This is a genomic window from Mycobacterium persicum (genome assembly GCF_002086675.1).
Classification (GTDB): domain Bacteria; phylum Actinomycetota; class Actinomycetes; order Mycobacteriales; family Mycobacteriaceae; genus Mycobacterium; species Mycobacterium persicum.
In genome coordinates, this window is sequence record NZ_MVIF01000031.1 from 27,783 (window position 1) to 52,000 (window position 24,218).

16 protein-coding genes are annotated in these 24,218 nt (G+C 66.0%); 8 read left to right on the forward strand and 8 right to left on the reverse strand.

Going from position 1 to position 24,218, the window contains the following annotated elements; genetic code table 11:
* Positions 1-7 precede the first annotated feature (7 nt).
* Positions 8-4,999, reverse strand: coding sequence for a non-ribosomal peptide synthetase (locus BST40_RS12285; protein ID WP_083154398.1), 4,992 nt, complete (start codon positions 4,997-4,999; stop codon positions 8-10).
* Positions 5,000-5,041: 42 nt separating this feature from the next.
* The gene (locus BST40_RS12290) at positions 5,042-5,980 is read right to left on the reverse strand and encodes a methionyl-tRNA formyltransferase (RefSeq protein ID WP_075548059.1); all 939 of its coding nucleotides are present in this window, start codon (positions 5,978-5,980) and stop codon (positions 5,042-5,044) included.
* A gap of 226 nt (positions 5,981-6,206) precedes the next feature.
* Here BST40_RS12290 and BST40_RS12295 point away from each other — a divergent pair, with 226 nt between their 5' ends.
* The 3 genes from BST40_RS12295 to nbtC are packed head-to-tail and all read left to right on the forward strand — an operon-like array spanning position 6,207 to position 11,336.
* Positions 6,207-6,965 carry a thioesterase II family protein gene (locus BST40_RS12295; RefSeq protein ID WP_075548060.1) on the forward strand — a complete coding sequence of 253 codons (759 nt, stop codon included), beginning with the start codon at positions 6,207-6,209 and terminating at the stop codon, positions 6,963-6,965.
* Positions 6,962-8,266, forward strand: coding sequence for a beta-ketoacyl [acyl carrier protein] synthase domain-containing protein (locus tag BST40_RS12300; RefSeq protein ID WP_083154388.1), 1,305 nt, complete (start codon positions 6,962-6,964; stop codon positions 8,264-8,266). The genes BST40_RS12295 and BST40_RS12300 overlap by 4 nt, the downstream gene beginning before the upstream one ends.
* A gap of 4 nt (positions 8,267-8,270) precedes the next feature.
* Positions 8,271-11,336 carry a nocobactin polyketide synthase NbtC gene (gene nbtC, locus BST40_RS12305; protein ID WP_083154390.1) on the forward strand — a complete coding sequence of 1,022 codons (3,066 nt, stop codon included), beginning with the start codon at positions 8,271-8,273 and terminating at the stop codon, positions 11,334-11,336.
* 723 nt (positions 11,337-12,059) lie between these two features.
* Here the strand turns inward: nbtC and mbtG are convergent.
* Complete coding sequence (gene mbtG, locus BST40_RS12310; RefSeq protein WP_075548063.1) at positions 12,060-13,418, reverse strand: NADPH-dependent L-lysine N(6)-monooxygenase MbtG; 1,359 nt, start codon at positions 13,416-13,418, stop codon at positions 12,060-12,062.
* 182 nt (positions 13,419-13,600) lie between these two features.
* On the opposite strand from mbtG, the gene BST40_RS12315 reads away from it, so the two are divergent.
* From BST40_RS12315 to BST40_RS12325, 3 genes are read left to right on the forward strand one after another with little or no spacing between them, the layout of a single operon-like run.
* Positions 13,601-15,256 carry a (2,3-dihydroxybenzoyl)adenylate synthase gene (locus BST40_RS12315; RefSeq protein ID WP_083154392.1) on the forward strand — a complete coding sequence of 552 codons (1,656 nt, stop codon included), beginning with the start codon at positions 13,601-13,603 and terminating at the stop codon, positions 15,254-15,256.
* 58 nt (positions 15,257-15,314) lie between these two features.
* The gene (locus tag BST40_RS12320; protein WP_075548076.1) at positions 15,315-16,316 is read left to right on the forward strand and encodes an alpha/beta hydrolase; all 1,002 of its coding nucleotides are present in this window, start codon (positions 15,315-15,317) and stop codon (positions 16,314-16,316) included.
* Positions 16,294-17,178 carry an SDR family NAD(P)-dependent oxidoreductase gene (locus tag BST40_RS12325; RefSeq protein WP_075548065.1) on the forward strand — a complete coding sequence of 295 codons (885 nt, stop codon included), beginning with the start codon at positions 16,294-16,296 and terminating at the stop codon, positions 17,176-17,178. The genes BST40_RS12320 and BST40_RS12325 overlap by 23 nt, the downstream gene beginning before the upstream one ends.
* A gap of 21 nt (positions 17,179-17,199) precedes the next feature.
* Here BST40_RS12325 and BST40_RS12330 read toward each other — a convergent pair whose 3' ends face one another.
* From BST40_RS12330 to BST40_RS12340, 3 genes are all read right to left on the reverse strand, one after another.
* A complete protein-coding gene (locus BST40_RS12330; protein WP_075548066.1) occupies positions 17,200-18,216 on the reverse strand; it encodes an acyl-ACP desaturase in 1,017 nt (338 codons plus the stop codon).
* A 70-nt stretch (positions 18,217-18,286) separates the two neighbouring features.
* On the reverse strand, positions 18,287-18,973 hold the full coding sequence (locus BST40_RS12335) for a sigma 54 modulation/S30EA ribosomal C-terminal domain-containing protein (RefSeq protein ID WP_306770976.1): 687 nt from the start codon (positions 18,971-18,973) through the stop codon (positions 18,287-18,289).
* 261 nt (positions 18,974-19,234) lie between these two features.
* Positions 19,235-20,530, reverse strand: a complete 1,296-nt coding sequence (locus BST40_RS12340) for a salicylate synthase (RefSeq protein WP_075548068.1) — start codon at positions 20,528-20,530, stop codon at positions 19,235-19,237.
* A gap of 438 nt (positions 20,531-20,968) precedes the next feature.
* Between BST40_RS12340 and BST40_RS12345 the strand changes: the two genes are divergently transcribed.
* Entirely contained in the window at positions 20,969-21,178 is a 210-nt protein-coding gene (locus BST40_RS12345) for a hypothetical protein (protein ID WP_023365698.1), read from the forward strand.
* Positions 21,179-21,467: 289 nt separating this feature from the next.
* Positions 21,468-22,703 carry a sodium-dependent bicarbonate transport family permease gene (locus tag BST40_RS12350; RefSeq protein WP_075548069.1) on the forward strand — a complete coding sequence of 412 codons (1,236 nt, stop codon included), beginning with the start codon at positions 21,468-21,470 and terminating at the stop codon, positions 22,701-22,703.
* A 7-nt stretch (positions 22,704-22,710) separates the two neighbouring features.
* Here BST40_RS12350 and hemW read toward each other — a convergent pair whose 3' ends face one another.
* Together hemW and BST40_RS12360 are read right to left on the reverse strand one after the other, a co-directional pair.
* Entirely contained in the window at positions 22,711-23,883 is a 1,173-nt protein-coding gene (gene hemW, locus BST40_RS12355; RefSeq protein WP_083154394.1) for a radical SAM family heme chaperone HemW, read from the reverse strand.
* A 38-nt stretch (positions 23,884-23,921) separates the two neighbouring features.
* On the reverse strand, positions 23,922-24,218 hold a 297-nt coding region (locus BST40_RS12360), incomplete at its 5' end, for a PE-PGRS family protein (protein ID WP_083154396.1).

The window sequence follows — 24,218 nt, forward strand, 5'->3', positions numbered from 1 at the left end:
TCCCGCCTTACGAATGTTGCCGCCACGACGCGGTGAGCGCAGCCAGCGCGTCGTCGTCAAGACCGGAGGCGCTCATCGGCTCAGCCGGCGCGGGTAGCGAAGCCGCCTCGGCGGCGGGCTGATCGGCGGCCGCATCGACTGCCGCGGCCAGCTCGGCAATGGTCAAGTGCGCGAACACCATTGCCGGGGTCAGCGCCAGCCCCTGCGCGGCGGCCCGAGCCGCCCACTGGACCGAGATGATGCTGTCGCCGCCGAGCGCGAAGAAATTGTCGTCGGGGTCGACGTCACTGATCTCGAGCAATTCCTCCAGCAAGGCGATGAGCACTCGCTCCGTTTCCGCCGAGCCGCCGGTGACCGATCGGCACGGCTGCGGCTCGACCGCTGTCGGCGGTGCCAACAGCTTGTCCAGGTCGGCGGCGGGCAGCAAGTGCACGCCCGACACCGCGGCGTCGGGCGCCCCCGCGAAGGTCTCGAGCGTGGCGTCGAGCGCATCGGCGATCAGTTGCACCGAGGCGGGTTCGTAGAGATCGGCATTGGCCACCACCCGTACGGCGAGGCCCCCGTCGGGTGTCACATCCAGACCCACGTTCAGATCCAGCAGTGAGACTTCGAAATCCATTGACAGCGCAACGACCGTGGTCGCTCGGTCGCCGGTCAGATCCCGCGGCAGCAACGCCCAGTCCGCACCGCGGAAATGGATCGAGTGCTGGAACAGCGGGTGGTTGCGCGACGGCGAGCGCGGCGGGTTGATCGCCTCGACCAACCGTTCGATGGGCAGTTCCTGGTGAGCCAACGCGCCCAGCACGGTACGGCGGCTTCGGATCAGGATGTCGCGCAACGAGGGGTCGTCGGAGAAGTCGCTGCGCAGCACGACCACGTTGGCGCATGGGCCGGTCAGGTGTTCTGCTGCCCGGTCGATTCGCGACGCGACCGGACTGCCGATGACGATGTCCGCCCCGCCGCCGAGCTTGTGCAGCACGACCGCCAGCGCCGCATGGTAAACCATGAATTCCGTGGCGTCGTGGTGTTCGGCAAGCCGGGTCAGGGCCGTCCGGCGTGCCGCGGACACGGTGAAAGTCACTACCGCCCCACGCCTTCCGAGGACCAGCGGACGCATGTGGTCCAACGCTATCGAGATGTCCTCGGGTGTTCCCGCCAGCGCATCACGCCAATACGCCAGCTCGGCTTGCCCCCAGTCGCCCGGTGCGTCGAAGGTGCTTCGTTGCCATACCGCGTAATCGGCGAACTGTAAGGGGGTTTTGGGCCACTGCGGCGGACCGCCGTGCAACCGCGCGCGATAGGCGGTGATGAGGTCGTCGACCATCACGCCCAACGAGCTGTGGTCGGTGACGATGTGATGGACGAGCAGCAGCAACACATTCGTGTCCGGGCCCAGCCGCAGCAGGGTGGGCCTGACCAGCGGCTCGGATTCCAGCGTGAACACGTATCGGCGCAACTCGGCAAGCACCTGATCGACCCGGTCGGCGGCGACTTCGCGGACGGCGAGTCGCACCCGCATTACCGGATGCACATGCTGATACGGAACACCTTTGTGGTCAACGAAATTCGTGCGCAACACCTCGTGGCGGGCTATCACGTCGTTGAGCGCCTCGGCCAGAGCAGCCGAGTCCAGTGGACCGTCGAACCGAAGCGCCAGCGCCATGTTGAAGACGTCGTTGGCGCCTCGCATCCGGTACTGGAACCACATGGCCAGCTGGGAATACGACAACGGCGGCCAGTGTGGGCGAGCCGCGTGGGCGAGTTCCGGGCGGGCGCCCGGGGATCCGGAAGCGTGCACCAACCCAGCGGCCAACCCGGCCGGGGTAGGGGTATCGAACACCGCGCGAACGTTCAGCCGCACCCCGAATTCGGCGTGGATCTGGGCGATCAGCCGGGCCGCCAGCAGCGAATGGCCACCCAGCCCGAAGAACGAGTCGTCGACACCGACGTCCGGGCAGCCGAACAGCCGGCCGAAGATCGCGCACACCCGGCGCTCGGCCGCGTTCGCCGGCTCGCGGTAACGGCGCGCACTGACTTGAGTCGGTGCGGGCAGCGCCCGCTTGTTCAGTTTGCCGCTGAGGCCCAGCGGGATCTCCCGGATCACCGCGAACGCAGCGGGCACCATGTAGTCGGGCAGCATCGCCGCGGCATGGGCGCGGACATCGTCGAAATCGATTCGTGCCGAGGGTCCGTTCTCACCGCCGGCGGGCACCAGGTAGGCGGCCAGCGTCGGCCCGGCCTCGGTGTCTTCGGCGACGACCAGGCAATGCCGCACCGCGCGATGGGTGGCGATGACGGACTCGACCTCGCCGAGTTCGACGCGAAAGCCCCGGATCTTGACTTGCTCGTCGGCGCGTCCGACGAACTCCAGCTGCCCGGAGAGGTTGCGGCGCACCAGATCTCCGGACCGGTACAGCCGCATCCCGGGATTGAACGGGTCGGCGACGAATCGTTGCGCCGTCAACCCCGGACGGCCCAGATATCCGCGCGCCAACTGTGCACCGCCCAGGTACAACTCGCCGACCACTTCGGCGGGCACCGGCTGCAACTCCGGATCCAGGACGTAGGCGTAGACATTGCGGTTGGGTACGCCGATTGGCACCACGCCGCTGCGCTGCGGCCCCGATACCCGCAGATGCGTGGAGCAGACGACCGCCTCGGTGGGGCCGTAGTGGTTGCGTAGTTCCGCGTCGAAGTGGCCGGCGAACTTGTCGGCCAGTTCGGCGGGAAGCGCTTCGCCGCCTACCGGCACGTGGCGCAGTTGCCGCCACTGGCTGACCTGCGGCAGCGCCAGCAACGTGCTCAGCATGGAGGGCACCATGTGTAGGACCGTGACCCGGTGGCGGCTGATCAGATCGGCGACGTAGGGGATGTCGCCGAAGGCGCCGGGCTTGGGCACGATCAGCCGGGCCCCCAGCGACAGCGTGACGAAGATGTCCAGCAGCGATGCGTCGAAACTCACCGATGACGATTGCAGCAACCGGTCGTCGGGGGTCATGCTCCACTCGGCGATGAACCCGTCCACATGCTCGGCGATGGCCTGATGCGGCACCGCCACGCCCTTGGGCCGCCCGGTGGACCCGGACGTGTAGATCACGTAGGCCAGGTTCGCAGGGTGTAACGGCCGAATCCGGTCGGCGTCGGTCAGCGCATCATCGGACAGGTGGGCGGCGGCTTGTTCGGCGGCGCCGAATTCGTGGTGGCCCAGCACCATTGTGGGTCCGGTGTCGGTGATCAGGTAGTGGATGCGATCCTGCGGATAGGCCGGATCGATGGGCAGGTACGCCGCCCCGGCCTTCAGCACCGCGAACATGGCGACGACGAACTCGACCGAGGTGGCCAGGTGCAACCCGACGATGTCGTCGGCCCCGACACCATGCCGAATCAGCCAGCGTGCCAGGCGGTTTGCCCGGCGATGAAGTTCGGCGTAACTCAACTCCGCGTCGTCGGAAACCAGCGCGATCCGCTCGGGCGCGGCGGCAGCCGCCCTTTCGAGCAGCGCGACCATCGTGGCGGCCGGTGTCGCGACCAGCTCGCCGTGCGACTGCGCGAGGACGGCGGCGCGCTCTGCGGCGCCCAGCATGTCCAGGCCCGCGAGGCGATCGCCGGGGGCTCGCAGTGCATTGTCCAGCAGCCGCAGGTAATGGGTCAGCAGCTGATCGACGAGCGCACCGGCCAGCACATCGGTCTGGTATTCGAACTCGACGACAACATGCTCGGGGTCCTCGGGATCGTGCACGACCGCCAGGGCCAACGGCAGCTGCGCGGTGACCGCTCCGAGTTCCAGTTGTCTGCAGGTAACGCCGTCGAACCCGAACCCGGCGAGACTCTTACGCATGCTGAAGCCCAGCCGCGCCACCCGGTCCAGGCCGTCGCGCCCCGCGGTGCGCTCCGGGTTCATGGCGCGGACCACGCGGTCGATGCCCACCGACTGGTGCGCGAAGCCGCCAAGACAGGTTTCGCGAACGGCGTCGGCGAGCCCGGCGAACGTGTCGTCAGCTCCCGAGACAAACCGCAGCAGCAGGATGTTGCCGAAATACCCGATGACATCCTGCGCGGCCGCGCCGCGCTCGGTCACCGGCACGGAGACGAGGAAATCCGATGCGCCGGTATAACGACGCACCACAGCGGCGAAGGCGGCCAGCAATACCATGAACGGCGATGCGGAGTGCTCGCGGGCGAACTCTTCGACCCGGCCGAACAGGGCGGCGGGCAATGCGCGAGTCCGGCGGTCGGCGCGCCGGGAGGGATTCGCCGCGGCCGCACCCGGCAGATCCGGCGGTTCGGGCAACGGCTGCAAGTGGTTACGCCAGTACTCGACGTCGGCGTCGCCGGGTTCACCGGTGTGCCGCGGCACCGCCACCGCGACGAACTGCGGCGCCGGGGTACTCGGGTTCAGACCCTGGTACGCAGCGCGCACGTCGTCGAAGAAGATCTCCCAGGAGTCGTCGTCCCAGCAGATGTGGTGGACGACGAAGAGCAGCACGAATTCGTCGGCGCCGGTGCGTATCAGGGAGATGCGCAGCGGCAGCTCACGGGTGAGGTCGAAGGGCCGGCCGAACTCGTCTCGTGCCATGGCTTCGAGGCGCCGGTTCCGCTCCGGCGCACCAATTTCAGTTAAATCGCATGCACGCCAGGGTATTTCAATGCCATCGGCACCATCGGCAACCACCTGATACGGTTCACCCGATGCGTCCACTCCATAGGTGGTGCGCAACACCGCGTGCCGGGCAACGACATCGCCGACCGCGCAACGCAACCTCCCAGCGTCGAGCGCGCCCGTTAGCCGAAAGCCAACGCAGATGTTGAGGGTGGTGTCGTCGGCGTCCATGGCCTGCAGGAACCACATCCGGCGCTGACCGGTGGACAGCGGATAGCGCTCGCCGGCCCGGACCTGCGTCTGCTCCACCGATTTGCCTGTCGCCAAACCGCTTTCGGCGATCCGGCGACGCAGCAATTCGCGACGGCGTTCCTGCACGGTCTTGGCATCAGCGGCCATCGCCTGTTTCACTCCTAGCATTCGGTTCGCCGGAATCGGAAGTCAAGCCTGACTGCTCAAATAGCCACCGCGGCAAAAGAACTCCTCCCCAAAGTGCTCGGCCCCGGCGGCGTCGCGCACCGCGGTGATGACCAGACCCCGGTTGGCTCCGCGATACGCGTTGGGCCCCGACACCACCGCGCCGCCGCCCTCCTGCACGATCACCCGGCCAGGCGTACCACCGTAACGGGCCTGTGAAACCTGAGCCTCGAGCACTTCGATGCGTTCGCCCCGGTAGTAGCTGAACGCGCGCGGATACGGGTCCGACAGTGCCCGCACGAACCGCTCCAGGTCCTCGGCCGGCCAGGTCCAGTCGATCAGGCTGTCGCGCTCGGCGCGTTTGTGGAAGTACGTCCGTTCGGCCTTGTTCTGCGGCCGCCAGACGGCGGTGCCCGACTCCAGCGCGTGAAGCGCGTCCCGCAGCGCACCGGGGATCAAATCCATGCCGCGGGTGACCAGCTCCGTCGCGGTATCGGTGGGCCCGATCGGCAGAGAACGCTGGATCAGGATGTCGCCGGTGTCGAAACCGTCGTCCATCCGGTGCACGGTCAACCCGAACTCGGACTCGCCGCTGATCAGCGCCCAGAGCACCGGGGAAAACCCGGTGAACTTCGGCAGCAGCGAATCGTGAAGGTTCAGTGTGCCGTGCGGCGGCAGGCTGTAGAGCTCCGGCGGCATCCAGCTGTACCAGCTGTTGACCACGATCACGTCGGGTTCGGCCCGCTTGACGACGTCGATGGTTTCCGCGTCAGCCCGTTCGGTGATGTGCACCGGGATGCCCCGGTCTCGCGCGAGTTTCTCCACCGAGTCCGACCAGATGGCCTTATACGACTGTTCGCTGGCCGGATGCGTGACCGCAAGCACGACGTCGTGACCCAGATCGATCAGCGCCTGCAGCGTCTTGTATCCCCAGGTCTGAAAACCGAACGACACGACGCGCATTTGCGGACCAGCCTCCCCTGACTCGTGACCCGGCCGGCCTCGGCCGGGGCCGGACCCGGGGTTCGGCCGGCCTTGCCGGGCACCAACCACAGGTCCGGCGGATTATGTTAGCCTTCGCTAAGTTGCATGGGTATAGCGGCCGTCGAGGCCCGAGATTTTCTGGCCGGGTGATGGTGCGGGACCACGCGGGCCACGGGAAGCGAAGCGATCGGGAAGGTACTAGCGCATGCCCCGCAAACTAGGGTGGATCAGGCAATTTCACCAACCGGGCGCGCCCGCGAACCCGCCGCTGCTGGTTTTTCCGCATGCCGGCGCCGGGGCATCGGCCTACCGCGCATTCTCGAAAGCGCTGAGCGCGACGTTCAAGGTCATCGTCTTCCAGTACCCCGGACGTCAGGACCGGGCAGCCGAACCGTTGTTGGGATCCATCCCCGACCTCGCGCGCGGAGCGTTCGACGAGTTTTCGGCATCGGAGCACCACGACGGCGTTCCGCTGGTGACCTTCGGCCACAGCCTGGGCGCCATGGTCTCGTTCGAATTCGCCCGACTCGCCGACGCTCGGGGCATCCAGGTGCGGCAGATTTATGTCTCGGCGGCGGTGGCCCCTTGTCACGCCGCCGCCAAACCCTCACATCCGACGGATGACGAGGAGATCCTCAGCCACCTCGCCACCCTCGAGGGCACCGACTCCGACGTCTACGGCAACCGCGACCTGATGCGGTTGGCGCTTCCGGTGATCAAAGCCGACTATCGGGCTTTCGATGCGTACTCCTGCGCTGAGAGCGTCAGAATCAGCGCCCCGATTCACGCGCTCGGGGGTGATCGGGACCCGATTGTCACCTTGGGTGATCTGTATGGATGGGGTAAGCACACCGACACCATCCAGGTCACCATGTTCGACGGCGGACACTTTTTCCTCGACGATCACCTCGACGCCGTCGCGCAACTGCTGGCGTCATGCGCGCACTACCAGCAGACGTCATGATCGACACCGCAGCCGACCACATCGTCATTTCCGGCATGGCCGTGGAGGCGCCCGGGGGAATCGACAGCCCCGCCGCATTATGGTCAGCGCTGTCGGAGTCGAGAGAGCTGATCGGCCCGTTTCCCCGCGATCGCGGCTGGCCGATCGACGAGCTGCTCTCGCTGTCCCGGGACGACGGCTGGGGCCGGGTCTGCGATGCCGGCGGATTCCTGGACGGTGCAACGACATTCGACCCTCCCTTCTTCGGCATCACGCATCGGGAGGCCCTGGTGATGCATCCCCAGCAACGCGTCGCCATGCGGGTGGCGTGGCAGGCGCTGGAGAATGCCGGGATCAATCCGGGCACGCTCGAAGGTGAATTCGGCGGCTGTTACGTCGGAATGTCGATGACGGAGTACGGCCCGCGTACCGCACAGGCCGACGCCTACACCGGGCACCGCACCGTCGGAATGGGACAACTCGGCGGAGCGGGCCGGATCTCGCACTGCCTTGGATTGACCGGCCCGTCGATGTGTATCGACTCGGCGTGCGGATCGTCGTTGACGGCACTTCAGTTGGCGGCCAACGCGGTTGCCATGGACGAGTGCGAATGGGCGCTCGCCGGCGCGGTGTGCGTTCTGGGGGCGCCGGCGGCGTTCTTCGAGTTCGCAAGGCTCAATGCCCTTGCCGACGACGGGCATTGCCGCGCCTACGCCGACGACGCCAGCGGCACCGTGTGGGGCGAAGGCGCCGGCATGGTTCTCGTCGAACGCGAGTCGCGGGCACGGCAACTGGGTCACCGGATCTACGGCCGCATCCTCGGCGTCCGCACCAACCACAACGGTAAAGGCAAGCCGATCCTGGTGCCGCGGGTGCGCGCGCAGGAGCAGGTGATCCGCAAGACGCTCGATGCGGCCGGAATCGACGCCGCCGAGGTGGGAATGATCGAAGGGCACGGAACCGCGACGCTGGCGCGCGACCCGGTGGAATTGCTGGCACTCTTCAAGACTTACGGCGCAGCGGGATCCGAAGCTCTGCTGGGCTCCATCAAGTCCAACGCCGGGCATGCGCAGGCGGCGGCGGGCATCCTCGGACTGATCAAACTGCTGCTTGCGGGCCGACATGGCTGGATTCCGCCAACGCTGTTCTCGGACAACCCGACCAAGAAGCTGGACTGGAACCTGACCGGCCTGCGCCTGGCCACCACACTGCACCAGTGGCAGCCCCGAGACGGCGTCCGCTACGGCGCCGTCTCGTCGTTCGGCGCCGGCGGCGCCAATGCGCACGCGATCATCGCCATGCCGGTAGACCACGGGGAGTGAGAAAGTGACATCGCGCGGCTACCGGCTCCCCGACGGCGCCATCCCCGTCCTGGTCACGTCGGATAACCCTGATCTGGTGTCGCGGGAGGCCGCCGCGGTATTGACGTATGTGGCCGACCATCCCGAGGTGGCGCCGCAGGCGATCGCCGACATGCTTTTCCGGACCAGGATTGCCCGCAAACACCGAGCCCTGGCCATGGCGGCCGACCGCGACGAGCTGGTCAACGCGCTGCGGGCGATTGTCGACGGGCGCGACCACCCGTCGGTGGTGTGCACCCAAACCGCCGCCGCGGCCCGGCGGGTCGCCTACGTATTTCCCGGGCAGGGGGGCCAACGTCCGGGGATGGGGCGACTCTTCTACCAGGCCATGCCCGCGTTCCGGGCCGAGGTGGATCGCTGCGCCGCGGCATTTCAGGCACAGTTGGGCACCTCGCCACTGAATTACCTTCTCGACGAGGGCCTTTCGGTTGACAACTCCGCGATCACCGTCCAGCCCGCGTTGTTCACCCAGATGGCCGGCCTGGCCGCGATGTGGCGATCAGTGGGCGTTGCGCCCGACGTCACCATCGGTCACAGCCAGGGAGAGATAGCCGCGGCTTATGTCTCGGGCGCAATCACCTTGGCGGACGCGGTTAGCATCATCGGGATCCGCGCTCGCGCCGCCGACGGGTTCGCCGCAGGTGATTACGCCATGGCAGTCATCGCCGCCGACCGCGACGCCTGCGAGGACCTGCTCGCACGGTGTTCGGGCTGGGCGCAGCTGTCGGTGATCAATTCACCCAACCTGGCCGGGATCTCGGGCGATCGGGAAACAGTGCAGATGATCGTCGACACCTTTTCCCGGCGCGACATGTTCGCCCGGGTTATCGAAGTCCGATTTCCCGCGCACACCAGCGTGATCAGTGCGCTGGGCGACGAATTCTGCGCTGCCACCCGACGCGAACTGCGGAATCCGAAGTTCCTCGACACCGATATCGACTGTCTCGGCGCCACGCTGGGCGGTCCCATCACCCAAGATCTGCCGCTCGACCAGTACTGGTTCTGGAACCTGCGCAATACCGTTCGATTCGACAAGGCGATCGCCGCCGCGGTGGCACGCGGCGTCGACACCTTCGTCGAACTGGCCGTTCATCCGTCCCTGCAACTGGCCATCGAAGAAAACCTTGCCGCAGCGTCCGACGACGGCAACGATCGCGATCCCATGGTGGTGGGCACGTCGATTAGGGAGGCGACCGATCTGGGCGAATTCACCCGAAATCTCGGCCGCGTCGCCGTGCATGACCTGGCCTATGCCTGGGACCAGCTGTCCGCCGAGCCGCACGGCCCCGTCGCGCTGCCGCTTCCCGACTTCCCCAATACCGTGCTGAACGAGACCAAACTGTGGCTGCCCTACCAAGACACGTTGCCGCAGCGTCCTCGGCGAACGACAACCACATCTGGTCCGGTGCGCAACCCGATCGGCCAGATCGCGCCGCCGCGACTTCTCGCCGAGAATTGGGTTCGGTTGTCCCAGCGCTCGCTGGTAGCGCCGCGCGCAATCGGGATAGTCGATCACAGCGGGGGCTGCGCCGAGCAGGCCGCCGCGCTGTGCATTGCGGCCGCCGACCTCGGCGCAACCGCCCGTGTCGTCGATGGCCGAAACAGTTCTGCGACGACGGGTCTGGATACACTTGTGATACTTCTTCCACGGTCGGCGAAACTCGACTTCGCCGCGGCCGCGGCCGCGGTTGCGGCATTCTTTTCCGACCGCACGTGGTGGCCGGGAATCAGTGCTGCAATCACCGATTGCTGGCTGGTGACCATAGGCGGCGAGGCGGTGGTTGCCGACGACCCGTCACCGGATCCCGTGCATGCGGCCGCAATTTCGGGTTTTCGCAGTATCGGCTGCGAACATCCGCGCGTTTGTTTCCGGCATCTCGATCTGGCTGCCGGGTCGCCGTTGCCGGACGCGTCGGCCGCGGTCCTGGCCGCCCTGCACACCGCGCGGGAATCGGCGCTTGCCCTGCGCGACGGTGTTCTGTACGCCAAGCGGATCGTCGAAAGCGAGGCTCCGGTAGCCGATTCGAACCTCGCCACACCACAGCACGTGCTCATCGTCGGCGGGACCGGAAACCTCGGACTCGAATTCTGCGAGCATCTGGCGCGGCGCGGGGCGCGACGGATCACGCTGGTCAGCAGATCCGGTGAGACCGCGGCGGTGGCAAACCGGTTACAGCAGATCCGGTCTGCCACATCGGCGCACATCGAGGCCGCCGCGTGCGACGTCGGTGACCCGGCGGCAGTGCTCCGACTGGCGACGGCCGCTCAGGACACACCCGCGGATCTCATCGTCCACGCCGCCGTCCAGTATTCGGGCATGGAGCTTGCGGACATCACGGTCGAGAAGGCCGAAAAGGCGTTGCGCGCCAAGGTGGTCGGCATGTCGATGGTACTGGAGACGATTCCGCGGACCGCCGACTGCCGCATTCTGCTGTGCTCGTCGGTAGCGGCGACCGTCGGGGGTCGGGGCCTGATCGTTTATGCCGCATCCAACCGAATGCTCGACGCCATGGCGCACCGGCTCAGATCCGAGGGCCTGGATTGCGTGTCGGTTCAGTGGGGCCAGTGGCATGTCGCTTCCGCTGCCGCCGACTCCGGGATGGCGAAGCTGGCTTTCACCGGTCTGCTGCCGATGTCCGCCTCCGATGCGCTGGCACTGGGGATGGGTCGACTTCGCGGGAATGCGATCGTTGCCGCGTTCGACGCGGAGCGTGCGACCTCGGTATTGCAGGCCTGCGGCCACGGCGGGTTGTTGTCACAGCTGACTTCGCACGTGACGGTGGGTAACTCGACGCGGGATGACACTGCGACGGGTGCTATCCACCGGTTGCTAAAACTGCTGGCGGGCGCGATCGGCGTCGACGACGTCGAGGAGATCGACACCACGGTTCCGATGGTCGCGCTCGGCCTGGATTCGTTGCAAGCGCTGGAATTGCGTCGCCGCGTCAAGGCGGAGTTCGATCACGAACTCGAGGTCTCCGATCTGCTTGGCGGAGCGTCGATCGACGATATTCTGGCCACGTTACGCTAGTTCCGTCACGTCGTGCTGACCCGGCGGCGAAAAGCCCTGCCACCCAACGGATCTGTCACTCTAATGCGGTGCTGATGTCGCTCAAGGCAGCGCTGATGTCGTGCCATGGCTGGAGCCGACGGGTACCCGTCATGCCCGCTACACAGCCACAATCCGTTGCCCTCCTTGGCTTGTCGCTGAAATCGGTCGTGGGCTGTGCCCCGATGTGGGCAGATGGACGTCGCCTGCTGGTGTGGTTGGATTGGCGGCTGGCGGCAGGCGGCAGGCGGCGTCGAGTGTGCACTGGCGGCCTCGAGTAAGCCGTCAGGGCGGTCCGAACGTCAAACTCCCGCCCTACATACACAGTCAAAGCCCTCACCGCACACTCGATACAGCCGGCATGACAGCCGGTTCGGTGAGCGCGTAAGACATCTCCCGAACGCCTACCATCACAAGCGGTTTGAGTTAAGCAGCCGTATCGACGTGCCAAAACAGAGCCAAGGTGCTCGAAACTGAGCCAGGCATCCACGGCTGCGCACCAAGAACATCGTTGACCAGCCACATTCGTGGTCATCATGAATTTCCGAGTGCGCCAGGCAAATCGGGTATCACCCCGGCCAGAGAACACTGTGACAGGCAGGACTGCCGCAGCCAAACTCCATAGATCCCGGAAACCAGATCAGCGCAGGCCCCTAGCCGGCCGTCACTTCCGGCACGCGCTGCGCGCTCATGGCCGTGTCTGCGTCACACGGATTGATATTCACCGCTTCGTCCCCGTGACGCATCGCTGACACCGATTTCGGCGCCCAGCACCCGGTCGGCGAGCAGTCCCAGGCAGCTCAGGTTCGGAAATCCCGGCCCCTCATTGAAGCCGGATAGGTTGGGCAGGAATAGTTTCGGATGCAGCCCCTGGACAGCAAGGTCATGCCCGATGGATTCCTCGAGACGGTCACTCGTCAGCGGGCCGCCCAGTTCCAACTCGAGCATGTCCACGGCATCCTGATCCAGCAGCGGCAGGAACCACAGCGGGTCGGCCCCCGATCCATCCACGACGAGATCGAAATCGTGTACGGTCGCGGACAATTCGTCGCCAGGAGCGCTGTGGCACGACCCGGCGGTGGTCACTCCCGCCGGGGCACGGCCACCCCGGTCCGCCAGCTGCGGCCGGTCGGTGTGCACTGTGATCCGGATACGCCCGGCGCGATTTTGCGCATCGGCCACCCGCCCCCGCAAATGCCTGATTCTTTCGTCGGCAAGCAGTAGCTCCTGCGCCCGCGCGGAAAACACCCCGCGGTCGGTGCGAGCAATGTAGTCGCGCCGTTCGGCACGGGTCAGGCTGCACCACTGCGTGGGATCGGAAAACAGCGAATTCTCGAAGAACCCCTCGCCGCGGGTAAACAGCGTCGCTTGTGGCGAGATCGCGGTAATCGTTGAAACCCGATGGTGGAAAAGCTCGTTGAGTATCGAGGCGGCAGTCTCGCCGCCCCCGATGACCGCGACTTCGTCGGCAACGATCCGGTTGTCACCCGCGGTGCGCTGCCAGAACTGCGCGATCGACAACATCCGCGGGTCCCCGGGGAGCATCGACCGCTGCGGCTGACCCGGACCGGTGATCATCACCGAATCAGCCGACACGGTCGTGTCGGGTGTCTGCACGACCCAGCGCAATCCGGCTACCGACAGGTGAACCATCTCGCCGCGAACGACTTTCAGCCCCACCGCGTCGGCAACCCAGCGCAGATACCGAGCCCAGCTGTCGTGGGTGGGCGCCGGCCTACCCCGGTCGATCCAGCCCACAAGTTGGTCGGTGGCAACCAGGTATGACTGCCAGCTAAACCGCATCATTCGTTCGTCGAGTTCGGCATTGCGACCTGGAACCACCGTCGACCGATACGGGAAGCCAACATCCTTTTCCGGGCTGGTGCCCAACCGCTGCCGACCGTCGGTCCAGCCGCCGCCGGCTCGCCAGTTAGCTGCCACACCGGCGCGTTCGACGGCAACGACGTCGCCCACCTCGATGCCCATTTCCCGCAGCGTCGCGGCCTTCGCGGCCACAGCGACCGCCTTCGCGCCCGCCCCGACCACCGCGAGCGTCCTGGTCATCGCGGACCCGCCGACCGCGCTGAAGGGTGGGGACAATTGCGGCATTCCGAGTCCGTCCGCACGCCGGCGAGTGATGCGCCGCCCACCACACCACCTCCGCCGCTTAGCCCAGGCTGCCCTAACTTCGTGCTACGCTACCCTACGTCTAAAGGGCAGGACACGTTCGACCCAGGGGGCATCACGTGCCAGTCACTTCTGTCCAGCCGCCGCAACCGGCGTCGCTCGCCGGCTTCGTCCCCTTTCCTCCAGAACGGGCAGCAAGATACCGGGAAAGCGGGTACTGGAGCGGTCACACAGTTGATGCGCTGTTACGGCGGGCCGCGTCGACATGGCCGGACCGTGTTGCCGTGGTCGATGACTCAGGCAGCCACACCTACTCCGAACTCGACGGACTGGCGGACCGGGCCGCCGCGGGCATAGCCGGCGTCGGGATCGCGCCCGCCGACCGGGTGTTGCTGCAGTTGCCGAATACGCGCCAGTTCGCCGTCGCGTTTTTCGGCTTGCTGCGTGCCGGGGTGATTCCGGTGATGTGTCTGCCCGGGCATCGGTCGGCAGAACTGACTCGCTTCGCCAAGGTAAGCGATGCGGTCGGGTTCGTCATCCCCGAGACGGCCGGCGGTTACGACTATCGCACCATCGCCGAGCAGCTTGCTGTCGCACATCCGCGACTGCGCCATGTCATCGTCGACGGAGATCCTGGCCCATTTATCTCCTGGTCAGGGTTGCCCACCGGCAACCCGCCGAAGAATGTGGTCGACACCGCCTCTCCTGCATTGCTGCTCGTGTCAGGCGGTACCACCGGCATACCGAAGCTGATCCCCCGTACTCACGACGACTACGTCTATAACGCCACCGCGAGTGCCGAGCTGTGCGGCTTGACATGCGATGACGTGTATCTCGTGTCACTGCCGGCAGCGCACAACTTCCCGCTGGCCTGCCCCGGCATTCTCGGCGCGTTGTCTGTCGGCGCCACCGTCGTTTTCAGCACCGATCCCAGCCCGGAGGCCGCGTTCGCCACGATCGAACGGTACGGTGTGACCGTCACCGCGCTCGTGCCGGCGCTGGCCAAGCTGTGGGCCCAAGCCTGCGAGTGGGAACCTGTGACGCCAAAGACGTTGCGGCTCTTGCAAGTCGGTGGTGCCAAGCTTGAGCCTGAAGACGCTCGCCGGGTGCGATCGATGTTGAGCCCGGGCCTACAGCAGGTATTCGGGATGGCAGAGGGGCTGTTGAACTTCACCCGCCTCGACGATCCACCGGACGTGGTTGAGCACACTCAGGGGCGGCCCCTGTCGGCCGCCGATGAACTGCGGATTGCCGACGTCGAGAGCCAGCCGGTGGCACCCGGTGAAGTCGGCGAACTTCTGGTGCGCGGTCCGTACACAATCAACGGCTACTTTTGCGCCGAGCAGGATAACCAACGCTGCTTCGATTCGGACGGGTTCTATCGCAGCGGTGACCTGGTGCGCCTTCGTGACGACGGCTACCTCGTGGTCACCGGTCGGGCCAAAGACGTCATCTGCCGGTGCGGGGAGACCGTCGCGGCCCAGGACATCGAAGAGCATCTGTTGAGCCACCCGGCGATCGGGTCCGTCGCCGCGGTCCCGGTCCCCGACCCGGATCTAGGCGAAAAGATCTGCGCGGCGGTAGTTTTCGCTGGTACTCCGATCACAATTGCGGAACTGAACGGCCACCTCGACGAGCGCGGCGTGGCGGTACACGCCCGCCTGGACATGCTTTTGCCGCTGGCATCACTGCCCACCACGGCGGTCGGGAAGATCGACAAGAAGGCGATCGCGCGTCAGGCCCTCACCCGGCGCCACTCCCTCGCCGATCCATGAATTTTTCCCCGAAACTTACCATTGACTAATGTCGCCGTTTGATATTGACTCGCGTGCCATGATGGACGTCGTTCCGGCGCGCGGGTCGTTACGCTCCCGCACCGCGGTGGCGGTGAGCACGGCGATCATGCCGGCGATCACCGGCGCGATACCGCCGGAGCGAGCATGGGGAATGTGGCTGACGCGCCAGCTTATCGCCAGACTCTTGGGCACCTTCGGGCCATCTCTGGCGGGTACCCGGGTCGAACACGTGAATTCCGTTCTGGCGGACGGCCGTCGGGTCCGTGGTGAATGGGTGTTCGGACCGCACATGGAGGCGACGCACCGCTCGTCGGCCGGCACCGCCGGGGTGATCTACTACGTGCACGGCAGCGGCTACACCATGTGTTCACCCCGGACACACCGGCGGCTGACGTCATGGCTGTCGTCACTGACCGGCCTGCCGGTGTTCTGCGTCGATTACCGATTGGCGCCGCGCTACCGCTTCCCCACTGCCGCCGACGACGTTCGTGCCGGCTGGGACTGGCTACCGGAGGCGTCCGGCCTGCCGCCGGAACGCATTGTGGTGGTTGCCGATTCGGCTGGTGGCCACCTATCGGTGGACATGTTGCTGCAACGGGATGTGGCCGCGAATCCACCGGCGTCACTGGTGTTGTTTTCGCCGCTGATCGACCTTACGTTCACGATCTCGGCCGCTCGCGAACAGTTACGCCCAGATCCCGCTGTCCGGGCGGCCGCGGCGGCCCGGGTGGTCAGCCTGTACTACGCCGGCATCGATCCCACCCATCACCGCCTGACCCTCGACGTCGCCGGCGGACCGGTGCTACCGAACACCCTGATCCAGGCTGGTGCGGCCGAAATTCTGGAGGCCGACGCGCGTCAACTCGCCGCCGACATCCGCGCCGCCGGTGGCAGTTGCGACCTACAGGTATGGCCCGACCAGATGCACGTATTCCAGGCGCTCCCGCGAATGGCGCCGGAAGCAGCGAAGGCCATGGGATACGCCTGCGAATTCATCGTAAATTCATTGCAGGACAATGACGCTGCCGAGGCAGGCTGAAGTGTTGGGGCCTGTGGGCAGGCTGCTGAACAGGTCGAGGGCCACCACGCACGGGGCCTTGGCCGTGGTTACCGGCGCCGGCAGTGGGATCGGCGCCGCGTTCGCGGTCGAACTCGGCCGCCGCGGCAGCGCGGTGGTCTGCAGTGACGTCGACGAAATAGCCGCCCACAAGACGGCCGCGATGCTCACCGAACGGGGTGCGAAAGCCACTGCGATCCGCTGCGACGTGTCCCGCGTGGACGACGTGTGTTCGTTGGCCGAACAGTCGCAATCCTGGTTCGATGCGGCGCCCACGCTGGTGATCAACAACGCCGGCGTTGGGGCCGGCGGCGCGCCCGTCGGCGAAGTGCCCCTGGATGATTGGAAGTGGGTGCTGGGCGTCAATCTGTGGGGACCCATCCACGGCTGCCACGTATTCACTCCTATCCTGCGCGCCGCCGAGCCGTCACGAACCCCGCGGGGCATCATCAACGTCGCCTCGGCGGCGGCGTTCGCCGCAGCTCCCGGCATGGCGGCATACAACGTCAGCAAGGCTGGCGTGCTCTCCCTGTCAGAGACCCTGGCGGCCGAATTATCGGGCACCGCAATCAAGGTCACGGTGCTGTGTCCGACCTTCGTCAAGACCAACATCGTCGAATCCGGCCGTATCAGCGAACAATCCAGCGAACGTGCCGCCAAACTGATGCGCTGGACCGGATTTTCGGCCGCGAAGGTGGCGCGCGTGTGCTTGGACGCCCACGACCGGGGCGACCTCTACTGCCTGCCCCAGCTGGATGCCAAGATCGGCTGGAACGTCAAACGCCTGGCGCCCGGCACGTATACTCGGGCCGTTGGCCGGATCTCGCGGACGACCATCCCCTGACCGTCCACAGCGCAGGCATGCTCAGCGTCGGCTGAGCGTCAACGTCCCCGCGGTCTTGAGCACGCGGTCAGCGGTGATCTTCTCGGCCCTGCGAGCCTCGCGCTCGAGGTAGCGCTGTTTGGAGTCCTCGAACTTGTCGCTGGCCTCCTCGAGCTCCTTGATCAGCACGGCAAGATCGTCGCGCATCCACGCACCCTCGCCGGTGAAGTCCTCGCGTTCGAAAATCCGCCACTTCCGCAACACCGGCATGACCACCTCGTCGAGGTGGATGCGCGGGTCATAGACGCCGCCGACGGCGATGATCACGGCCTTGCGGCGGAACTCCGGCACCGTGAAGCCCGGCATCTTGAAGTTCCGCAGAATCCGGTGCACCGACTTGATCGCCTGGTTGGGCGCAATGTCGAGTCCGGCTGCGCTGACGTCCCGGTAGAAGATCATGTGCAGGTTCTCGTCGTGCGACACCCTGGCCATCAACTGCTCCGCGATGGTGTCGTTGCTGGCCTTACCGGTGTTGCGATGCGAGACGCGGGTCGCCAGCTCCTGGAACGAGACATACATCACCGAGTCGAAGACACTCTCAGCAAACATATCGCCCTGGTGGTTCTGGCCCGGGCTGAAGCCCCGTGTCATTTGCTCCATGCGAAGCTTCTCCAGCTCGACCGGATCCACCGCGCGGGTCACCACCAAGTAGTCACGCAACGCAGTGCTGTGCCGGTTCTCCTCGGCGGTCCACCGGTTGACCCACTGCCCCCAGGGTCCATCCATGCTGAAGTTCATCGCGATCTCGCGGTGGTAAGACGGTAAGTTGTCCTCCGTCAACAGGTTCTGGACCATCGCTACCTGGGCCACATCGGAGAGCTGGCTTTGTCCGGGCTCCCAGTCCTGGCCGTCGAGGGCATAGAAATTCTTGCCGTCCGACCAAGGAATGTAGTCGTGCGGGTTCCACTCCTTGAACATCGAGAGGTGGCGGTTGAGCAGCTGCTCCACCACGGGCTCAAGTTCATGAAGTAGCTGCAGGTTGGTCATTTCCTTCGGCATGAGAGGTCTCCCAGCTATGTGTGTCGTTCAGTAACAGTGAATATATCTGTGAACCCCGGTTACATGCAAGTTAGACACGCTGGAACGCAGTGATCAATCCGAGGTTGCCGTCGTAGCGCGGGTAGAGCAGGTTGCCGCGACCGGTGGCCGGGTCGGTGAAAAACAGCAGCTGGAGCCGGTGTTCACCGGCGCGGTGCACTGCCGCGTCCTCGGTGAGACACGGCGTCAGGCGGGAATTCACGATCAGCGGCACCACCGGCTCTGACGTGCTCGACGACCACGCCCATCCCGGGGGATACACGTGTCGTTGGCGAGCCAGCCGTAGCCCCGAGGGACCCGCCCGGTACACCACCGCGTCCTCGCCCGTCTCCACGTCGGTGAACAGGTGCGCGTCGTAGTCCATGGCATCCATCACCGCCACCGCCTCCAACGGCGTGGTGCGCTGCGGCACCACCGATTTCCGGCGTACCACGACGGCCCCGGTGGCGATGGTCAAGAGCCTGCGGGTCGGATCGGGCCAGGGACGAGGTCGCCACTGGCCGTACATCCGCGCGATATGACGATCCAGTCGCAGTAATGCCGGCGTCAGGTCGTCGATACCCGTGGTGACGGCAAGCACCCGCGCTGGTAGCTCGCCGACGCGCAGGTTCACCTGCATGATCAACGGCCCGCGACCACAGGCTCCGGTTTTCAGCCGAACCCGAGCGCCTCCGGAGATCTCGTGATGGGCCAGCACCCGCCCCACCGACCGCGCCACGTACTCACCTTGCGAAGCCGACACCCGTGGGCCGGAAAGCACTGTGAGATCGGGGAATTCTCGCACCGACCACGGCTTGAGCGCGTACACCCCGCAGCGACCCCGCTTTCTTCTTCGGCTCGAACAGCAGTCGAACTGATCGCTTCAGTCGAAGCGTCCCCGGCTGCCTTTCGAGCCGCTAGGGCCGAAAGTCCCTGTGAAGATGTGTTGCTGATCACCGCGCAGGTAGATTCGTCCGGCCGAACCGGACTGCGGCGCCGGCTACTGACGTTCAACCAGGTAGGGCGCCAACGCAGACAGCTTCTCGCAGGTCTCTTCGAATTCCCGCTCGGGTAGCGACGCCTCGATGATCCCGGCGCCGGCTTGCAGCCAGGTGCGCCCGTCCCGTTCATAGGCCGCCCGCAACGTCAGCGCGGCATCGAGGCCGCCGTTTGCGGAGAACATCACGACCGAACCCGAATACAATCCGCGCGGACCTTCGTCGAGACGCAAGATGGCTTCGACTCCGCCCGCTTTGGGAATTCCCGACGCTGTTACGGCAGGAAAAAGGGCTTCCAGGGCATCCATCCGATCGCGCGCTGGGTCTAGTCGCGCACTGATCGTCGAGCCGAGGTGTTGCACACTGCCGCGCTCGCGCACCGTCATGAAATCGGTGACGGCCGCGGTTCCCGGTTTCGCGATCTGGGCGATCTCCCGAAATGACGTGCGTACCGAAATAGCGTGCTCGACAATCTCTTTGGCGTTGGACTCCAGGTCGCGGCGGGCTTGCATGTCGTCTGCGACGCCCCGGCCCAGCGCACGTGTGCCGGCCAGTGGCTCGGTGACGACGGCGCCGTCGGGCTGAACGCACATGACAAGTTCCGGGCTGAAGCCGAGCGCCCGAATTCCGCCAAGCTGAAACATGAACGATCGCACCGGAGTGTTGTGCCGACGCGCCAGACGATAGGTCGACGGGAAGTCGAGCTCGAAAGGCACGTCGACACAACGGGATAGGATCACCTTGCGATACCGGCCGGCCAAGATCTCGCGGCGGGCCGTGGCCACCCGGTCGCGAAATCCGGACGGGTCGGCGGACAAGTCGACTGCGCGGGACTGCGGCACGCCAGCTATCCCGTCGCGCAGTAACCGGTGCACCACCTGGCGATGGTGCGCCCCGGCCCCGACGAAGCAAATCTCGGTCCTGGTCATCACGATGCGGCTGCCGGGCCAAAATACCCGGGCCAACGGCGTGCGGGGCGCCAGCCGCTGCTGCAGCCCGTACCGGTAGACACCGAATTCGAAGGCGATCCAGCCGAAGACCTGGTCGGTCTCCAACAGCAACCGGTCGATGGCTTCGCCCAGTACCGACGCCGGCCGCCCCGACCAGGCTTGTCGGCGAGCGGTGCCGTTGTGGATCACCCGCAGCTCGTCGCTGTCCAGCTCCACCATCGCCTGCACGCCCAAGGCCAGGACCCATTGCCCGTTGTATTCGTAGAGCAGGTACTGCTCGCCGGGGGCCTCGCAAAGGGCGGCGGCCAGCTCGGCCGCTAGATCAGCCGGCTCCAGGTCGGCCGGCATCGGAATCGACACTTCAGCGGTACTGGCAGTACTGATCGCGATGCTCCCCTCCGCGGCATTAGTAAATGTAGCCTAACCTACTAAATGCGTTCTGCGACCTTGTCGCGCAGATGCCCTCCGCACTAGGGCTCACCGTGAGTCGATCGCTGTCGGGGCATACTTGATGGCATCATCGGGCCGCGGTGGCGGTACCCGGCCGGACCGAGTTTCCGACTTCTTCCGCAGGCTGCCGCCGGATGGCCGGTCGTTCCCGGCAGCTCACCAGTGCTCACGCCAGACGCAGGAAACTCCAAACGTTTACCAACCATTTACTTGTCGGTCACATGACGACAGATCGCTGTGCGCGCGACTCTCCTAGCATCACTGCCTAACCGGCTGCCTGTCAGCCGGCGACAGTCGTATGCCCATCCGCAGGCAAGCACGAGGAGGGACCAGCACATGTTCGTGATCCATCTCGCGGACGGCGAAGAAGTCCATGGTGAAAGCGAGGAGCTCTCGATCAACCAGGACACCGGCGTGCTTACGGTATGCAAGGTCGACGGCTTCGAGGAGACCACGACCCATTACTCGCCCATTGCGTGGCGGACGGTGACCCACCGCAAGCGGGACATTGGTGTCCGGCCGTCACTGATTTCTTCCGCGCGCTGACGGCCCGATCAGGATTTCACAGCATATTAGCAGCTGATTCACATTGAACTCACGCCATTAGGGCGCTGACAGCGCACTGCCAGCACAATTGGCACCACCGACTGCCACATGGCGGTACCGGGGGTCGCCGGGTGCCCGGAAATACCGCGAATCCAGGGGTTTTGCGCGAGTCAAGAGTAGCGGTCCGGCCGCAGCCTCGCTAAATTCTCAGCGTTGTCTGGGGTGTTCCCGGTCGCTCCGCTGAAGGTGGTTGCTTCCTGGATCGCGGCACGAAGCATGGGAGGCGCCAATGCTGCATGAGTTCTGGGAGAATTTCACCCACAACCTTTTCAAACCGCTGCTGCTGTTCTTCTACTTCGGGTTCTTGATCCCGATCCTCAAGGTGCGGTTCGAGTTCCCCTATGTGATCTACCAGGGCCTCACCATGTACTTGCTGCTGGCCATCGGCTGGCATGGCGGTGAAGAACTCGCCAAGATCAGCGCGTCCAGCATCGGAACGATCGTCGGATTCATGGTTTTGGGCTTTCTCCTGAACTTCGCGATCGGCGGGCTGGCTTATCTGCTGCTGAGCCGCATGAGTTCGATGCGGCGAGTCGATCGAGCGACAGTCGCCGGCTACTACGGGTCGGATTCCGCGGGGACCTTCGCCACCTGCGTCGCGGTGCTGACCAGCGTTGGCATCGCCTTCAACGCCTACATGCCGGTCATGTTGGCTGTCATGGAGATTCCCGGCTGCCTGGTGGCGCTCTACCTGGTGGCACGCCTGCGCCACCGCGGAATGGACGAGGCCGGGTATATGCCCGACGAGCCGGGCTACACCCCCCCGGCCAAGGTCTCACTCGGACCGGGAACCGCGGCGCGGCCGGCCCGCGGGGAAACCCTCGAGGCCGTCAACGACCGCGGAATCGAGCAGGAGTTGGAGCTCTCGCTGGAAAAGCAGGAGCATCCCGATTGGGAGGAAGCCGGGGAAGGCAGCCGCAAGGCCTCCCTGTTCTCACGCGAGCTGCTGCAGGAGGTCTTCCTCAACCCTGGGCTGTGTCTGCTGCTCGGCGGCATCATCATCGGACTGATCAGCGGACTGCAAGGAGAAAAAGTCGTCCACGACGACGACACCTTCTTCGTCACCGCCTTCCAGGGCGTACTGGCGCTGTTCCTGCTAGAGATGGGCATGACGGCATCCCGCAAACTCAAGGACCTAAGGACCGCGGGTCGGGGGTTCATCTTCTTCGGCCTGTTGGCGCCGAACCTCTTTGCGACGCTGGGAATCGTGGTCGCCCACACCTACGCCTACCTGACCAATAGCGACTTCAAGCCGGGCACCTACGTGTTATTCGCGGTACTGTGCGGCGCGGCGTCCTACATTGCCGTTCCGGCGGTACAGCGGCTGGCGATCCCCGAGGCGAGTCCCACGCTGCCGCTCGCCGCATCGCTGGGTTTGACGTTCTCCTACAACGTCACGATCGGCATCCCGCTCTACATCGAGATCGCCCGCATGGTCGGGCAGTGGTTCCATACCACCGCCTGACCACGGATTACCCCAACAGCGTGCGCACCACGGCGTCGGCGAGCAATCGTCCCCGGTCGGTGAGGATCAGCCGGTCGCCTTCGACGGCCAGCAGCCCATCGGCAAGTATGGCTTCGGCGCGCTGGCGTTCGGCGGCGTCGAGCCGGGCCACCGGTAACCCCTGACGCAACCGGATTCTCAGCAGCACATCCTCGGTGTGCAACGCGTCGGCTCCGAGCTGCTCGAAGCCCGCCACCGGCAGCGTCGCACCCGCCACCAGCTCCGCGTAGGCGTTGGGATGTTTGACGTTCCACCATCGCGTCGCGCCGACGTAACCGTGCGCACCGGGACCGGCGCCCCACCACTGGCCACCGGCCCAGTACCCGAGGTTATGTCGGCACTCGCCACCCGGGCGGGCCCAGTTGGACACCTCATACCAGCTCAACCCGGCCGCGGTCAGCCGCGCGTCGGCCAACTCGTAACGATGGGCGAGCACGTCGCCGTCCGGGGCGCTCAGCTCACCGCGCCGCACGCGCCGGGCCAGCGCCGTTCCGTCCTCGACGACCAGGGCGTAGGCCGAAACGTGGTCGACACCGGCGTTGATGGCGGCCTCCACCGAACGCAGCAGGTCGTCGTCGGATTCCCCCGGGGTGCCGTAGATCAGGTCGAGGTTGACGTGTTCGAAGCCAGCGTCCATGGCCTCGCGCGCGGCGGCGGTGGCCCGGCCGGGCGAGTGCACCCGGTCCAACGTGGCCAGCACCCGCGGCGCCACCGATTGCATGCCCAGCGATACCCGCGTGTACCCGGCCGCCCTGATCGCGTCGAAGAACTCCGGCCAGGTGGACTCGGGATTCGCCTCGGTGGTGATCTCGGCGTCGGGCGCCAGCGCAAAACAGTCGCGAACCATGCCGAGCAACGTCGTGAGGCGCTCACCGCCGAGCAGCGACGGCGTCCCGCCGCCGACGAATACCGTGTCCAGCGCGGGTGCGTCGAGCCGGGCGGCCGCCAGCTCAAGTTCCGTCCCCAGGGCCAGCAACCAGGCGTCCGGGTTGACGCCGCCGAGCTCGGCCGGGGTGTAGGTGTTGAAGTCGCAATACCCGCACCGGGTCACGCAGAACGGGACATGCACGTACAACCCGAACGGTTGTCCGGGACTGCGCAGCGTCCCAGGCAGCTCCACTGGTCGCTCGCGAAGAGTCATGCCAAATCTTCGCACGGCTCGCCGGTGCGCCGCGCCGCCTACCCGGTGCCCGGCAGACCGGGCTGGCCCAGCAACGACCCGCCGGCGCCGCCCAGGCCACCGTTACCGTTGGGCGGGCCCAGGCCGCCGTTACCACCGTTGCCGCCGTTGCCGATGACGACGGCGTCGCCGCCGCGGCCGCCGGCACCCCCGGTCGCGCCGGGTGCGCCCTGGCCACCGGCGCCACCGGCGCCGCCGTCGCCGATCAGCCCGGCCCTACCACCGGCCCCGCCGATTCCGCCGGTGCCGACCGAGGTGAATCCACCCTGCCCGCCCGCTCCGCCGGAACCGACGAT

What these genes read in the sequence shown, in the direction of transcription:
- BST40_RS12285 (WP_083154398.1), bottom strand. Translation starts at nt 4,999, where the DNA reads ATGGCCGCTGATGCCAAGACCGTGCAGGAACGCCGTCGCGAATTGCTG.
- BST40_RS12290 (WP_075548059.1), bottom strand. Translation starts at nt 5,980, where the DNA reads ATGCGCGTCGTGTCGTTCGGTTTTCAGACCTGGGGATACAAGACGCTG.
- BST40_RS12295 (WP_075548060.1), top strand. Translation starts at nt 6,207, where the DNA reads ATGCCCCGCAAACTAGGGTGGATCAGGCAATTTCACCAACCGGGCGCG.
- BST40_RS12300 (WP_083154388.1), top strand. Translation starts at nt 6,962, where the DNA reads ATGATCGACACCGCAGCCGACCACATCGTCATTTCCGGCATGGCCGTG.
- mbtG (WP_075548063.1), bottom strand. Translation starts at nt 13,418, where the DNA reads ATGACCAGGACGCTCGCGGTGGTCGGGGCGGGCGCGAAGGCGGTCGCT.
- BST40_RS12320 (WP_075548076.1), top strand. Translation starts at nt 15,315, where the DNA reads ATGATGGACGTCGTTCCGGCGCGCGGGTCGTTACGCTCCCGCACCGCG.
- BST40_RS12325 (WP_075548065.1), top strand. Translation starts at nt 16,294, where the DNA reads ATGACGCTGCCGAGGCAGGCTGAAGTGTTGGGGCCTGTGGGCAGGCTG.
- BST40_RS12330 (WP_075548066.1), bottom strand. Translation starts at nt 18,216, where the DNA reads ATGCCGAAGGAAATGACCAACCTGCAGCTACTTCATGAACTTGAGCCC.
- BST40_RS12340 (WP_075548068.1), bottom strand. Translation starts at nt 20,530, where the DNA reads ATGCCGGCCGACCTGGAGCCGGCTGATCTAGCGGCCGAGCTGGCCGCC.
- BST40_RS12345 (WP_023365698.1), top strand. Translation starts at nt 20,969, where the DNA reads ATGTTCGTGATCCATCTCGCGGACGGCGAAGAAGTCCATGGTGAAAGC.
- BST40_RS12350 (WP_075548069.1), top strand. Translation starts at nt 21,468, where the DNA reads ATGCTGCATGAGTTCTGGGAGAATTTCACCCACAACCTTTTCAAACCG.
- hemW (WP_083154394.1), bottom strand. Translation starts at nt 23,883, where the DNA reads ATGACTCTTCGCGAGCGACCAGTGGAGCTGCCTGGGACGCTGCGCAGT.